General features: G+C 43.3%; 8 protein-coding genes. 7 read left to right on the plus strand and 1 reads right to left on the minus strand.

The window, feature by feature from the left end; translation table 11 throughout:
• Window positions 1-5 precede the first annotated feature (5 nt).
• The 6 genes from betA (at window position 6) to DPF93_RS02635 (ending at window position 13287) form a co-directional block, all read left to right on the plus strand.
• Entirely contained in the window at window positions 6-1706 is a 1701-nt protein-coding gene (gene betA / locus DPF93_RS02610; RefSeq protein WP_114764666.1) for a choline dehydrogenase, read from the plus strand.
• A 35-nt stretch (window positions 1707-1741) separates the two neighbouring features.
• Window positions 1742-2680, plus strand: a complete 939-nt coding sequence (locus DPF93_RS02615) for a choline ABC transporter substrate-binding protein (protein WP_114764667.1) — start codon at window positions 1742-1744, stop codon at window positions 2678-2680.
• Between the two features lie 56 nt (window positions 2681-2736).
• Window positions 2737-3579 (plus strand): choline ABC transporter permease subunit, encoded by an 843-nt coding sequence (choW, locus tag DPF93_RS02620; protein WP_114764836.1) that lies wholly within the window; start codon window positions 2737-2739, stop codon window positions 3577-3579.
• Window position 3580: 1 nt separating this feature from the next.
• On the plus strand, window positions 3581-4765 hold the full coding sequence (choV, locus tag DPF93_RS02625; RefSeq protein WP_114764668.1) for a choline ABC transporter ATP-binding protein: 1185 nt from the start codon (window positions 3581-3583) through the stop codon (window positions 4763-4765).
• Window positions 4766-5079: 314 nt separating this feature from the next.
• Window positions 5080-9270 (plus strand): Ig-like domain-containing protein, encoded by a 4191-nt coding sequence (locus tag DPF93_RS02630; RefSeq protein ID WP_114764669.1) that lies wholly within the window; start codon window positions 5080-5082, stop codon window positions 9268-9270.
• 237 nt (window positions 9271-9507) lie between these two features.
• Window positions 9508-13287: an Ig-like domain-containing protein gene (locus DPF93_RS02635; RefSeq protein ID WP_164675295.1), complete on the plus strand. Its 3780-nt coding sequence runs from the start codon at window positions 9508-9510 to the stop codon at window positions 13285-13287.
• 66 nt (window positions 13288-13353) lie between these two features.
• On the opposite strand, the gene DPF93_RS02640 is transcribed toward DPF93_RS02635, so the two are convergent.
• Window positions 13354-15117 (minus strand): methyl-accepting chemotaxis protein, encoded by a 1764-nt coding sequence (locus DPF93_RS02640; protein ID WP_114764671.1) that lies wholly within the window; start codon window positions 15115-15117, stop codon window positions 13354-13356.
• Window positions 15118-15228: 111 nt separating this feature from the next.
• Between DPF93_RS02640 and DPF93_RS02645 the strand changes: the two genes are divergently transcribed.
• A complete protein-coding gene (locus tag DPF93_RS02645; protein ID WP_114764672.1) occupies window positions 15229-15864 on the plus strand; it encodes a beta-phosphoglucomutase family hydrolase in 636 nt (211 codons plus the stop codon).
• The last annotated feature ends 19 nt before the right edge of the window (window positions 15865-15883 follow it).

A 15883-nucleotide genomic window follows, 5' to 3' on the forward strand; every position in this document is an offset into this window, starting at 1 on the left:
CTGATATGAAAAAACAATACGACTATATCATCGTTGGTGCCGGCTCTGCGGGGTGTGTGCTAGCAGATCGTTTGAGTGCTTGTGGCAATTACCAAGTGCTGCTGCTTGAAGCCGGCGGGAGCGATAAGAGTATTTTTATCCAAATGCCGACCGCACTTTCGTATCCAATGAACAGTGAAAAATACGCATGGCAGTTTGAAACAGTAGCTGAACAAGGACTGGATGATCGCCAATTGCACTGTCCACGCGGCAAAGTGCTCGGTGGTAGCTCGTCTATTAACGGCATGGTGTATGTCCGTGGACACGCCTGTGATTTTGACGAGTGGGAACAGCAAGGTGCGAAAGGTTGGAATTATCAAAGTTGTCTGCCTTACTTTAAGCGCGCCGAAAGTTGGGTTGGCGGTGCAGATGAATACCGTGGTGATTCCGGTCCGGTTGGTACTTGTAACGGTAACGACATGAGCCTTAACCCGCTTTACCAAGCATTCATTGAGGCAGGCAAAGAAGCAGGATACCCACAAACGGATGATTATAACGGCTATCAGCAAGAGGGCTTTGGTCCAATGCATATGACAGTCGATAAGGGTGTGCGAGCTTCAACGTCTAATGCTTATTTAAGCCGTGCAAAAAAACGCAGCAATTTTACTTTGGCTAAAAGAGTCACAGTGGAAAAAGTCCTGCTGGAAAACAAGACGGCTGTCGGTGTTGTCTTTAACAAATCAGGCAAACAGCAAACGTGTCTGGCGAGCAAAGAAGTGATTTCAAGTGCAGGCTCGATTGGTTCACCGCAACTGTTGCAGCTTTCAGGAATTGGTCCGCGTACCGTGCTTGAAAATGCTGGTGTCAGTGTTATTCACAATTTAGCAGGCGTTGGGCGTAATCTACAAGATCACTTAGAGGTCTACTTTCAATATCATTGTGAACAACCTATTACGCTTAACAGCAAACTGGGTCTGATCAGTAAAGGAATGATTGGTACCGAATGGGTTCTGACTCGCAAAGGGCTTGGCGCCACTAATCACTTTGAGTCATGTGCGTTTATTCGCTCTCGCGAAGGGGTAAAGTGGCCAAATATTCAGTATCACTTTCTTCCGGCTGCGATGCGCTATGACGGTCAAGCAGCATTTAATGGTCATGGCTTCCAAGTACATGTCGGACCGAACAAACCAGAAAGTCGCGGCAGTGTAGAGATCATTTCCAATCGTCCAACGGATAAGCCAAGAATTGAGTTTAACTACATTTCTACCGAGCAAGATAAGCAAGATTGGCGTGATTGTATTCGCTTAACACGCGAAATTCTCTCGCAACCAGCAATGGACGCTTTTCGTGGTGATGAGATTCAACCAGGAGTTGAAATCACCTCTGATGAGGCTATTGATGCATGGGTAAAACAAAATGTAGAAAGTGCTTATCATCCATCATGTACCTGCAAAATGGGTGCAGACGATGATCCACTCGCGGTACTTGATGAACAATGCCGCGTGAGAGGCATTGATGCGCTGCGCGTGGTCGACTCGTCAATATTCCCCACCATTCCCAATGGCAACTTGAATGCGCCAACCATTATGGTCGCGGAACGTGCAGCGGATATGATCTTGGGTAAACCGCTCCAATTATCACAAGATACTCCAGTTTGGATAGCCCCGAACTGGCAAGAGATGCAGCGCATGCATCCACCAAAAAGAGAGTTGGATTCTCTCGCTTAAATAGAAAGTTAGTAACAAATACAAGGAATAAACAAATGTCTACCATGACAAAACTGCTCTCAACTGTCGCACTTTCAACTTTTGCTGCTGGTGCATACGCAAACCAATGTGAAACCGTTCGTTTTGCTGATGTCGGTTGGACAGACATTACAGCTACAACCGCAGTAACCAGTGAAATTCTAAAAGGCTTGGGCTACCAAACCAAAACCGATTTGCTCTCTGTTCCGGTAACCTATTCTTCGATGGCAAATGGGGATATCGATGTATTTCTAGGTAACTGGATGCCAACAATGGAAGGGGATATCGCTAAGTATCGCCAGGCGGGCACTGTTGAAACCGTGCGTGCCAACTTAGAAGGGGCGAAATACACTTTAGCGGTACCCAAATATGTTTACGACGCTGGAGTGAAAAACTTCGCCGACCTCGCAAAACATGCCGACAAATTCAAAGACCGTATTTATGGCATCGAGCCAGGTAATGACGGCAACCGTTTGATTCAATCGATGATTGATAGCGATTCATTCGGGCTGAAAGATTTTAGTTTAGTAGAGTCTAGCGAAGCGGGGATGGTTTCGCAGGTTTCTCGCGCAGTACGTCGTGATCAGTGGATTGTCTACCTTGGTTGGGCTCCGCACCCAATGAACAGCAATGTTGAAATGGAATACTTAGCCGGTGGCGATGACTTCTTTGGTCCGAACTATGGCGGTGCAAATGTTTATACCAATGTGCGTGCTAACTATGTCAATGAATGTCAAAACGTTGGGCAACTTCTTCAAAATCTCGAGTTTAGCCTTGAGATGGAAAACCAGCTCATGGAAGCGATTCTTAACCAAAAACAAAAGCCAGCGAAAGCGGCGCAAGATTGGTTGAAGGCAAACCCGACTCAGATCGACGCGTGGCTAAAAGGCGTGACTACGCTAGAAGGTAAGGACGCAACTCAAGCGGTTACAAACTACCTAAATTCAAAAGCATAACTTGTATTTAAGAGCTCTAGGTGACTAGCGCTCATCAAAAGCACGAAGGATTTACTGTGAAATTTATTACGGACAACAAAATTCCGTTAGGTGAATGGATGGAAACAGGTGTTGATTGGTTAACACTCAATGCGGCGGGTCTATTTGACGCGGTTTCTTTCTTCTTGGAAGGCATTATTCTGTTCGTTGTGGATGTATTTAAGTGGATGCCGCCAGCTCTGCCAATTTTGATCACGGCTGCATTAGCTTGGTTGCTACACCGAAGCATACCATTGGTATTATTTGTCGTTGTCGCCTTACTGACGATTTTAAATTTAGGCTACTGGCAAGAAATGCTGGAAACCTTTGTCTTGGTGTTCGCTGCGACAACGATTTCCGTATTAATTGGCGTTCCAGTAGGTATTATGGCTGCGCATCGTCCTTGGCTTTATACCTTGTTAAGACCCATCCTCGATTTAATGCAAACCGTTCCGACTTTCGTTTACCTTATTCCAACGCTGGTTCTGTTCGGCTTAGGTATTGTGCCGGGGCTTATTTCAACCATCATCTTTGCCATTGCCGCGCCGATACGCCTGACTTATTTGGGTATTACCAAAGTGCCTGAAGAACTGATTGAAGCAGGTAAAGCATTTGGCGCAAGCCGGATGAAGTTGTTATTTAAGGTTGAATTACCTGCGGCACTTCCGAGCATTATGGCGGGTGTAACACAATGCATCATGTTATCGCTATCTATGGTGGTTATCGCAGCACTAGTGGGTGCCGATGGCTTAGGTAAGCCAGTCGTTCGTGCACTAAATACGGTCAATATTTCGCAAGGTTTTGAAGCTGGGTTGGCGATTGTGTTGGTGGCGATCATCCTTGATCGTTTGTGCAAAGCACCAAATCAGAAGGAGGCGTAACATGGACGCAATTACAATTGAAAACCTTGATGTGGTGTTCGGCAATGAGCAACAGAAAGCACTAGCGCTATTAGATGCCGGCAACAGCCGCCAAGAGATTATTGATCAAACTGGACAAGTGGTTGGCGTTGATAACGTGTCACTGTCGATTAAACAAGGTGAAATCTGCGTTCTGATGGGCTTATCAGGATCAGGTAAATCGAGTTTGTTGCGAGCGGTGAATGGCTTAAATCAAATCTCTCGTGGCTCGCTGAAAATTAAAGATGGCGACCAGATGGTTGAGCTTTCTGGCTGTGATGAGTCAATACTGCGCCATTTACGTACTCATCGCGTCTCAATGGTTTTCCAAAAGTTCGCGTTAATGCCTTGGCTAACCGTGATTGATAATGTGGCATTTGGGCTTGAAATGCAGGGAATACCAAAACAGCAGCGCCGCCAAAAAGCGCGTGAGCAACTGGAGATGGTAGGGCTGGCTGAATGGGAAGATAAATTCCCCCACGAGCTATCGGGAGGCATGCAACAGCGTGTTGGTCTAGCTCGCGCCTTTGCGATGGATAGTGACATTCTATTGATGGATGAACCATTTTCGGCGCTGGATCCGCTTATTCGCACACAGTTACAAGACGAATTGATTCAACTGCAAAAACAGCTCAACAAGACCATTTTGTTTGTTAGCCATGATTTGGATGAAGCGTTAAAAATTGGCAATAATATCGCCATCATGGAGTCAGGTAAATTGATTCAACATGGTAAGCCAGAGCAAATTATTCTTGAGCCAGAAAACGATTATGTCAAAGACTTTGTTGCGCATACCAATCCGCTTAATGTGCTTAAAGGTCGCTCATTAATGCAAACACGTGATGAGCTTAAGACAAAGCAGGACAAATTGCTGATTTGCGAGAAGCAGCAATTGTGGCTCGATAATCAGAACAACCAAATTGAATTATTGGATAGCCACAAGTCGTTGGTCGATTGGTCACAACAAGAGCGTGAGATAGAGTCGATCGTTGAATCTAGCGTGGTTTTGGTTGACCCAGAAATCTCTATGCGTGAAGCGATTGAGCTAAAACAGCGTACCGACCAACCTTTAGTCCTTGTGGAAGAACAAACCGTGATAGGTGTTCTCGGGGACAATGAGTTGTATGAAGCATTACTAGGTAACTTTAAAGTTAAGCAGGTAGCGTAACCACAACAGCTACTTAATCTCATTAAAAAAGCGACCATCTCGATGGTCGCAATATCGTACTAATAATCAAGATCGCTCGTACTAGTTCTTTTGGTTTAGCTAGTCAAAATTGGTGTCTCAATAATGATATTTTGTCACATTGATAGAAATATAAAATTGTGAGCATTGTTAAACTATTGTGATCTCTCGAGTTGTGTGTGGGTGTTTAAGTTTATTGATTGTTGCATATGATGGTAGATTAATAACGGAATGAATGTATAAATTATCAATACAAGTTCTTGACATATAACAATCGAATAGGCTAGGTGGCGACAATGAAAATGGAAGCATTTATAACACTCGGTAATTTGGCGTTTGGTCAAACCATGGTGATCGACCAATTCGGTAATGTCAGGATGCTCAAACCCGGCGAAATCCCAAAGCCTGGTGAGTTATTGTTGAGCGAATCAGCACAAGAAGACACAGATGTGCAGGCGAGTATTGTCGGTGTTAACGGCAATGATACCGACATTAGTGACGATGTATCACAGATCTTTGCTGCTTTAGAGCAAGGCGCAGACCCAACGCAACTCAATAACTCATTTGCCACCGCGGCAGGTGAAGATAATGGTTCAAGTATTTCAGGCTCGGCATCATTAGCGCGCAATGGCGATGAAACAATGGCAGAGACCCGGTTCACAACACTCGGTTTTCAAGAGCTGGGTGTTTCAAGAGAGCAGTTTGATGCTGTCGTCGAGCAGGTAAGCTTTTTCTCAAGAGCAATTTCAGATACCGTTGAGCAAAACCTTGACCCTGTTGGTCAATCTCAAGCCATCGTGACTAGAGAAGATCAATCCTATAGCGGTAAAATTGATGCTACTGATGGTAATAATGATCAGTTGAGTTACCTTTTAGATGCCAATAACGGTCCTTCTAATGGTCAGGTTGTTATCGATGAAAACGGAAACTGGACTTACACGCCAAATGCCGACTACAACGGTAGCGATAAATTCCAAATTCAAGTCAGCGATGGAAAAGGTGGCACTGACACCGTCACGGTCGATGTTGATGTTCTTCCTGTTGCTTTGCTGTCTGTAACCACAGAGCCAACAATCAAAGAGGCGGATGATGCGTATTTGCCATTCACTATTACATTGGATGAAGCGGTTACAGAAGACGTTTTATTAAACCTTAATCTTGGGATAGATACAGACTTAGCCGAAAGTAGTGACGATTACTCAAACAAATTCTATCTCTCAGATGGCGCTGGTGGCTATAACGCCGTAACCGCTGAAGAGCTAATCATAGTAGCGGGTGATAAAGAGCTTATTGTCTATGTTAAAGTCAGTGATGACGGCGTTAAAGATGAAAACTATTCAGAAAGCCTAACGTTAGAGGTTACTTCTGACAGCCTTTACGTGAAAAATGACACCCCTGCGACAGCAATCTCTCAAATCATTGACGACAACCCTCCAGAAGCGAAAGACTTCAGTGTAAATTTGAACAGCGATGGCTTCGCTAGCATTAAATTCAACTCAACCAACAGCAAGTATGACAAAATCTCCGATAATGAAGATGACCATTTTGATGAAAAAAAATTGGAAATTGTAATTACTGAGTTACCTGCGACGGGTACGCTTTATTATGGTTTAGGAGATGAACGTCGAGCAATTGTTGAAGAAGATCTTGCCACATTTGATGAGAGTGGAAAATTAGTAGATGGTACTAAGTTCGACCCGACCAAGTTTACCTATCAAAATGAAGGAACATTTGTTCTTGGCGTGAAAGATCCACAAACAGATTTAAAAGATGATGAGAGTAAATCGTCATTTTTAAACTGGGGGGAACCGGTTGCTGGTGACCCATCGACACGAGAGCTTAGGTTTGACGACAGTGATGACATAATCACGATAAGAGCTGAGCTAGAAAGTGGCAAAGAGGCTACTTTGATGCAGTACTTAGGTGATAAAAACCATGTTGGATACGGTCTTGGTGTTGGCAAAGGAGATGGTATCCAACAGGGCGAATCGATAGTTATTGATTTTAGTCAGCGTCCGGCAGATTCCGTTACCTTAGGTCTTGATGGAATGGGCGGGTGGTTTGAGAAAGGGCATGGCAAAGAGACTAAAGTGGTTATCGAAGTCAGCCTAGACAATGGTGAAGTTCTAAGGCAAGAAGTCACTAAAACCACTAGTGGCAACGGTGAGCTTTTCCACGAAGTAACCATTGATGTTCCCCACGAGCATAAAGGCGCCAGTATTGCCTCAGTAAAAGTCAGTACCGAAGGTCCTGGTAACTGGGAACTACGTTATCTTGAAACAGAACTGAAAGATGAGTCATTCGATTACCGAGTATTAGATAGCGATGGTAATTTCAGCGAAGAAGCCCAAGTAGATATTAAGATTGCTGATAATAAGCCACCTGTTGCTATAGATGATCCTACATCATTTGAAGTAAGGCTTGGTACATTTAATATCGATAATAACTTACGCTGGTCAGATGATGGAGTAGCTAACATTTCTACGCGCTACGGCATTGACGGAATTAGTAATAACGTTAATGAAAACACCTTGAAGCAAGGTGTCTCAAATGATGTAAATGGTGGACCAGCTGCTCAAATCCAATACAACTCTGAAAATGGCAAGTCAGAAGAATTTGTCATTGAATTAAAAGACCATGTTGATAATTTTAGTTTTTCTGTCTCCAACTTGTTTTTGAATGAAGGTGGTAGTAACAGCCATGAACAGGGGCGTTGGACAACCTATAATGGCAACAACGTGGTAGATACTGGAGTTTTCATTGCAAATGATGGCAGCAATAAAGGTATTTATCATATCGAAGACTTATCAGGTTCTTTTAATAAAATCGTTTTTGATGCGGTTGAATATACTGGCGGTGTACCTAAAGGTAGTGATTCGTCAGACTATTTTATTACTGGGTTTCGGGCATCTAGAACTAGCGAGTATTCTGGTTTCGAAGGTCAGGTAATTGCAATTAGTATCGCTGAGTTGCTTAGCAATGACTATGATCCTGATGGCGATGATATTCGTTTGACTCATGTTTCTGAGGTTTCAGACGGTGCTAAAGCTTGGATTGATGGCGATTACGTCAAAGTTCAGTTACCTGAAGGTGTGGATGAGATTTCATTTAAATATCAGATCACTGATGATAAAGGGTTAGTTTCAAGTTCGGAACTCATTGAAGCAGCCGTAAAAGTTGCAGTTAATGCAGTGGAAATCCGTCAGCAAGGCGATACCGTTATTTCTTATCATGATTTCAATCAAGTAGAGTATAAAGAGAGCAACAGCAAAAATTGGGAACATATCAAGGCTGATGATGTAAAGTTCCTGGAAGGGTCTACAGGAAAATGGGGTACTGAGAGTAATAACTTTGAAGTTGGAGACCATGCTGTTTATGGCGCAAAAGACCCCGATGATGATAAGCAGAAAGTATTAGAACTCGAAGCTCATAAAGGTGACAACGATCTTTATACAGAGTTTTCAGCCGAACAAGGTCAGTTCCTGACGCTGTCATTTGATGTGGTCGCTCGTCGTTTGCATGATTCGCCGATGAAAATTACCCTTCAGGATACCCAAGGCAACCAAATCGGTGCAGATATATACACCTATCAACCAAGCAAAGAGTGGAAGGCAGAATCAATCAGCTTCCAGATTCCAAGCGACGCCAACTATAACGGTGACTATCGAATTGTCTTTGAATCGAGTGAGACTGATAGTTATGGCGCTTTACTGGATAACATTGAACTAAAAACACTCAATAACGTGGGCTTTGAAGCACAGCCCTTTCCGTTAGCTGATATAACTTTTTCGACAGATTTACACGCTGGTATTACGAATGATGATCTTGAAGTCAGAGTTCGTTTAAACGATTTGCCATCTGACAGTAAGTTCATTCTTGGGGAGCAAACCTTTACCGATCTTGACCAAGATGGCTGGGTTGAACTTGGAACATTGACCGACTTATCCAACCTTCGTCTCGAGGTGGGAGAAGAGGGATCATATCATTTTACTGTTGAGGTGTTACACCAAAATGATGTCGTTGCTAAGTCAGACGATATCGAAGTGAATGTGTTAGACGCGTCGCTATCACCATTGGCGAGTGAAGTTCAGATAGCAACCAATGGCGATGATTTACTAGAGGCGAAAACTGATTCTGACATTTTAGTTGGTCTAGATGGTTCTGATACGTTTAGCTGGGATTTCGAAGCGTTAAGCTCAGTCAACGCAGATACAATTAAAGATTTTGAACTAGGCGAAGATATTATCGACCTTTCTGAGTTATTCAGTTCAGGTGAAACAATGGACGATATTTTAAGCTCTGTTGTATCAGATGATGGAGACGTAATATTAACCGTAGATGCGTCAAGAGGTGATAGTTCCGCAAGTCAAGAAATTAGACTAGAGGGGTTAGCAGAGCAGGCAAACTATCTAGATGCTAATGCCGGTGAGATCAGCGGTGATCAGTTATCTCGTTTACTCAATGATATAACTAACACAACACCATAAATAACAAAGAGGGCAAATTAGCCCTCTTTTTGTTTGACAACAATAAATGCTCCATTCTCATTATTGAGACGGTCATATTTAGTGCCTCTATTGTTTTAAATATTAGAACGTTATGAGTTTGGTGCAAGTTATTGGCTTTGATTTTCTTGCCAGTTTCATTTTCTGGGAATAACGCGCTGTCAAAATAGTCAATAATTATAGCTGAGAACCTGTACTTGATAATGGACGGTGATGGCTATGAGCTATGATGGATTGGCAGCAATCGCTAAGCTAGCAGCAGGGCAAGCTATTGTAATAGATGCCTCTGGTAACGCACGAATTCTAAACCCGGGAGAGTCGCTCAACCCAAATGAAGTAATCATTGAGCAAGGTCCTGAACAATCGGCACAAGCGACGTTATCCAGCAGTGATGGAACGCAAGTGAATATCACTGATGATGTAAACCAAGTTTTAGAGGCGATCGAGCAAGGGCAAGACCCTGCTGAACTAAGCGAAGAGCTAGATCCTGGGGCAGGTAGTGAAGATACATCGAGCGGCACTCTGCTCGATACGGTTTTTCGTAGTGGTGATGAAACGATAGCTGCTACGTTGTTTGAAACTCAAGGTTTCGAGCGTCTTGGTTTATCGACGACACAGCAAGGTGTACTGCTTGATATCTTCCGAGAGTTTTCGTCTATAGCTTCAATTCTTTCCCCAAATACTCCGCCACTATCTGAAGACTTTACTGTTTTACTAGATAGTGATGGTCTTGCTAGCGTGCGATTTAATAGTCCGGTTGCTAGTGAAGATCACATTTCCGACTTAGAAGATGACGCTGTAAATACACCACTATCTGTTGTGATCACCTCACTTCCAAAGTCCGGCACATTACTCTATGACGGTGAGCCTGTTACTGAAGATATGCTTACTTTGTTTGACGATGGTGGTGCGCCAATTGGAGAGCTGCAAAAATTCGATCCTGAGCTTTTTAGTTATCAAAACGACCAGCAATCTACCGGCTTCATCCTTGGGGTGAAAGAAGAGCCAGAGGGTCGAGAGGGTGATGAGAGCACCACCGCCTTTTTAAACTGGGGTGAAGCCACAGACGACCCCAATATTCGAGTGCTTAACTTTACCGATGAAAATGATGATGTCGTCGACCAAATATTTATAACAACTAGCGGCAGTGTCCCTACACAATATTATGGCGATAAAAACCACATCGGATATGGATTAGGTGTGGGAGATGGTAATGGTATTAACCAAGGCGAGACGATTAATATCGATTTGAGCCAACGTCCAGCAGGCTCACTCACATTGGGACTTGATGGCATGGGCGGGTGGTTTGAAGAAGGTCACCCGAAAGAGACTAAAGTCGTTATCCGAGTAACGTTAGATGATGGCTCCGTGATTGAGCAGTTAGTCACTAAGACGACGTCAGGTAACGCTGAGTTATTCAAAGAAATTACCATTGATGTCCCGCCTTCATCTGATGCCTCCATTACCAATGTAGAATTGAGTACCGAGGGCCCCGGCAATTGGGAGCTACGTTATTTAGAAACTAACGTACCGGATGATTCTTTTGATTACCGTGCGGTAGATAGTGACAATAATGTAAGTGAAGAAAGTACGGTAACACTTGGTTTACCTGATAACAATCCACCAGTTGCGATAGATGACCCCGAGGGCTTTAGTGTTGCATACGGTAGCTTCAACGAGGGCTCTTGGGAATATAATGAGGGTGAGATAGAAGCTGCTTATGATGGTCAGTCTCAGCAAATCTCAGGCGATGGCTTAAAACGTGGTGTAAGCGGAGATGAAAATGGCGGTCCTGCCAATCAGATCCAATTTAATCGTGAAGAAGGGATTTCTGAGCAGTTTATATTTAACTTAGAAAAGCCAGCAACCGAGTTCAGCTTTACTTTTTCCAACTTGTTTAAAAATGAAGGCGGACAAGGCAATCATGAGCAAGGTAAGTGGGTGGCTTACTTGGGAAATACAGCTGTCGCAAGCGCAATGTTTATTGCTAATGATGGCAGTAATCAAGGGAACTACAGCTTCTCCGGTGATGTTGCCTTTGACCGAGTGGTGTTTGAGGCAGTGGATTTTGTTAATGAGCCAGCAAGAGGTACGGACTCTTCTGATTACTTCTTAACGGGCTTTACTGCATCTGGTTCAGGAGCTTATGCCGCGAATCAAGGTGAAGTACTACAAATCCCAATAGAGGAGTTACTAGGAAACGATTTTGACCCTGACTCGGACGCAATCCGCTTTACTCATGTTTCTGAAGTGAACAATGCTCAAATTTGGGTGGAAGATGGCATCGTCTACGTTGATTTAGATGATGATTTCTCGGGACCGACAACCTTTGACTATGAGATCACCGATGACAAAGGCGGCTTCTCTGAAGCGACCGTTAGTATCATTGTTAATCCTGAACCGGTTGAGCCTTGTGTTCATTGCATTTACTTACAAGATGACGCAGTGGTTGAAGGGGATAATTTGGTATTCCGTGTTGAGTTGAACACCGGGGTATTAAGTGCGGCAGAGTTTGCCATTCTGATTGGATTACCGAGTGATCAAGCAACGCTAGACGATGTAGATCTAAGCAGCGCTCAATTTACACACGGCGTAACTTATAATCCGATCTCACAAACGGTTACAGTTCCGGTCGGAGTGAGTGAGTTTTCGGTGGTATTACCGACGTTGGTTGATGAACTAGATGAAGGTGTCGAAGATATTACACTGATGATAGGAGGCATCACTTCGACAGGGGATATTGTTGATGTTTTGATTGAACAAGAGGAAGATTCAATCATTTCGTATCATGATTTCGACCAGATAGATGTTGGTAACAAATGGAGTTATCTTGATGTTGAAAACCTCAATACGGCCAATACCCAAGCGGGAATAGCTGATGGAGCAGAGGGTGTCTGGGGAACTGACAATAAGAATGACATTATAGAAGTCGGACATGAACCCATTTATCGAGGTAATTTAGCTGATGATAAGAACAACCAAGTGTTCGAATTGGAGGCTCGCCGAGGTGACAACCAACTCTATACGGAAATTTCTAATGCTCGTGAAGGGCAGTTCTATACACTAGCCTTCGATGTTGCCCGCCGGGGGTATCGCTACTCACCGATGGCAATTTTCTTAGAGTCTTCTGATGGTATATCAAGGGAGCTTTTGTACACCTACGACCAAGATAAAGACTGGACATCCGAAATTATACATTTCCAAACCAGCGGTAGTGGTGATTATCGAGTGGTGTTTGAGTCAGAGGATTCAGATAGCTATGGTGCGTTACTTGATAATATCAAGCTTGAAACACTGAATAACGTTGGTGTAGAAGACGGCTTTTTCCCAATCAACAATATCACCGTTGCTTTAGCCGGTAACGAACTGTCGTTAGATCAGCTTAAAGTAAAACTGGATGTCAGTGAACTCCCGGAAGGTACGCAATACAAGCTAGGTAATGATGAACTAAGCGTGGACAACAAGGGTTCTATTGATGTTAGCGATTATCAAGGTGATTTATCTGGGCTATCGTTAAACGTGGCTGAGCCTGGCAACTATACGTTCAATGTTGTTGTACTAACAGCCGATAATACAGAAGTCAAAACGAGCCCAGTGGATATCACAGTGTTACCTGAGGGGTCATTACTGCAACAAGGCAGTGAATCTATTGATACCCTGGGAGCAAGCCTTGGTGATGAAATTCTATTTGGTTTGGGCGGCGGTGATACGTTTGTTTGGCAAGCTGAGGATTTCGATGGAGGTACTGACGTTATCGGCGACTTTACCATTGGAGAGGATTCTATTGACCTTAGCGATCTGTTAGAACCGGGTGAAACCATTGATGATATTCTCGAAAATGTTATCGCCGAAGTAAACGATAATGATGTTACTTTGACGATAAATAAGGGTGGTCAGTCACAGTCGATTCAAATTAACAATATCGCAGATCAGCTAGGAAATAATCCTATCAGTGAGCAACTTGCTTTAATCATTACTGACCCAAATAATAACGGGTAAATGAAGTATTCGTTGGTCAATTGCCCGCCGATAGCTGGACTACCATCTATCGGCGGCTTTTTATTATTAAGCCGAGGTTTTGTACATCGCGACTTCTTTATCCATGTCTGAAGCTTGTAGCGCTACCTGGTCGACTTCGACTAAGCAATGCTTCGCTGACTGGGTATTGTTGTCTGAAATGGTGTTTAGCTCGGTGATCGAGTCGCTAACTTGGGTCATAACCACACCTTGTTCTTCAATTGCTGAAGCGATGCGCTCTGAATTGGCTTGAATACCCTGCATATCTGACAATATTTGTGCAAGGCTCATGTCGAGTTTTTCTGACCCAGCGAGCGTTTGTTTGCCCTGATTGTTGCACTCTTCAATGTCACTCATTGCTGTCGTCATCTGATTTTGGATAGCAGTAACAACGTTGGTGATTTCTGTTGTCGATTGGTGAGTTCGACTTGCAAGAGCGCGTACTTCATCCGCTACTACCGCAAAACCACGCCCTTGCTCACCAGCACGCGCTGCTTCAATAGCTGCGTTCAATGCCAGTAAGTTCGTCTGCTCAGCGATTTCTTGAATAATATTGACCGCATCGCCAATTTTATCGACATGGTGATTTAGTGAGCTAATTGACGTTTGGCTACCTGAAAGGCGCTCTGAAAGTTGGGTTATATTGTCGATGGTATCAACGACAACATTACGTCCATCGTCGGCGTTAATACTTGCTTGCTGAACACCTTCCGCCGCGACAGAAGTGCTCTCCGATATCTCGCGGATTGTCGCAACCATTTCTTGTACGGAAGTCGCCATATGCGTGGTATGTTCTGCTTGCACTTGGAATTGCGAGATCACGGATTCCAGCTCGTTGTGCATGTTAGAGGTACTGTCATAAAGACCATGAGCTTTGTTCTTAGTGTTGGAAAGCAGGCTTTCTAGCTTTTCGAGTAATTGATTAAAGTAGCGACCAAGATCGGTAAGCTCATCATTACCAGTTAAGTTTGCACGCAGTGATATATCATTGTTATCCGATATATCTCGGATCACTCGTAAAAGTGACTCAATTTTGCTCATGATTGAACGAGCAATTTGCGCGATCAATACAATGATGATAATTGCGACAACGCCGCTCAAACTGTTCTTTATTATGGCTAACTGCTTAATTTCGTCGTTTGCTTGTTGGTTCAAAGATTGCGAAAATTGGCTGAACTGTTTTTCAACTGCATGCGAAGCTTGTCGAGCTTCACCTAGCAAGCCTTGATCATAACGTAAACCTATTACTTTCTTCTGATCGAACAAACGTTTTGCTGCATCGACAATTATCGGGTCTTTGCTAGCGAGTAACTGGGGCTCAAACTTTCCGGATTTAAGTTGACTATCAAAGGCGATCAAGTTGATTAACTGTTGATTTGAAAATGAACTTTTTCGTTCAGTAACTAGTTTGTTGTACTCACCAAGTAATCCCTCAGAAGGTGTTAAGCCGTAGACGCTATAAGATTGGGCGAGATTCTCAAATGCAGTATTGTACAGAGCTATGTCACTCTTTAACCTTGCGCTGCTTGGTAAGTTATGTGAGGTGAGAATATTGGCTAACTCAGATTCTACCTCGAGAAATGTCGCCATATTGTCTTGAAATTTATCCAAATACTTTAAGTCTTCGCGTAGCAAAAAGTCTTTTTCATTGCGTCTGAGGTTAAGAAGACGAATTTCCAAGTCTTTAGTCAGTTGCGTTGCGTGATTTAGTTCGTCTGTGGTTTGGGTTAAGTGAGCGCTTGTTCCCAAAAGTGAGGTGATACCTACAATTGCAACTGCGCCAAGTAAGTATAATTTTGTTTTTATTTTCATAATGTCTTCCAATCTTTGACTGACGGGAAACTGATGTTGTTATGCTGTAATATTTGTTATGAAAATCATTATGTAATAAAAGTGTAACGAAAGGAAGTGAATGATAATAATATGCGCTTAGAATCACATGGAGTTGTAGCATTGGAAAATATTCAACACTATCATGCATTTATTTTCGACATGGATGGAACTTTACTCGATACCATGCCGACACATCTTCAGGCGTGGTATGAAACCGCGCGAGTTTACGGGTTTCCGTTTGATATAGATTGGGTACACAGTCTAGGAGGCATGCCAAGTAGGAAAATCCTTGAACAAATCAATCTACGTTACGATTTGTCGATAGATTGCGATGAAGCATCGGAGTATAAAATGGACTGTTTTCGCAAGATGTCTGACAATATTCAACCAATTCAAATAACGCTTGATATCTTGAACCAGTTTTACCGGACTAAGCGGATTGCCATTGGTACCGGTAGCCAAAGTCATAGCGCTGAGCGTTTAATCCGTGCGTCTGGCTTAGAAGACAAAATCGAAGTGATCGTCGGCGCTGATCACGTAGAGAATCATAAGCCTAATCCTGATACCTTTTTGCTCGCCGCTGAAAAATTAGGCGTTGAGGCGAAAAACTGTTTGGTATTTGAAGATACCGAAATAGGCTTAAAGGCTGCTCACTCAGCTGGGATGGATTGTATGCTATTAAGCGAGCAACAGTTACAGCTGTTTCCATATGAGATAAAAAAATAAGCCGCTATAGCGGCTTATT

The sequence above is a fragment of the Vibrio rhodolitus genome (genome assembly GCF_003350325.1).
Taxonomy (GTDB): Bacteria; Pseudomonadota; Gammaproteobacteria; order Enterobacterales; family Vibrionaceae; genus Vibrio; species Vibrio rhodolitus.

Coding starts and splice junctions, on each gene's coding strand:
- DPF93_RS02635 (WP_164675295.1), top strand. CDS start 9,508: ATGAGCTATGATGGATTGGCAGCAATCGCTAAGCTAGCAGCAGGGCAA.
- DPF93_RS02615 (WP_114764667.1), top strand. CDS start 1,742: ATGTCTACCATGACAAAACTGCTCTCAACTGTCGCACTTTCAACTTTT.
- DPF93_RS02645 (WP_114764672.1), top strand. CDS start 15,229: ATGCGCTTAGAATCACATGGAGTTGTAGCATTGGAAAATATTCAACAC.
- DPF93_RS02640 (WP_114764671.1), bottom strand. CDS start 15,117: ATGAAAATAAAAACAAAATTATACTTACTTGGCGCAGTTGCAATTGTA.
- betA (WP_114764666.1), top strand. CDS start 6: ATGAAAAAACAATACGACTATATCATCGTTGGTGCCGGCTCTGCGGGG.
- choV (WP_114764668.1), top strand. CDS start 3,581: ATGGACGCAATTACAATTGAAAACCTTGATGTGGTGTTCGGCAATGAG.
- DPF93_RS02630 (WP_114764669.1), top strand. CDS start 5,080: ATGAAAATGGAAGCATTTATAACACTCGGTAATTTGGCGTTTGGTCAA.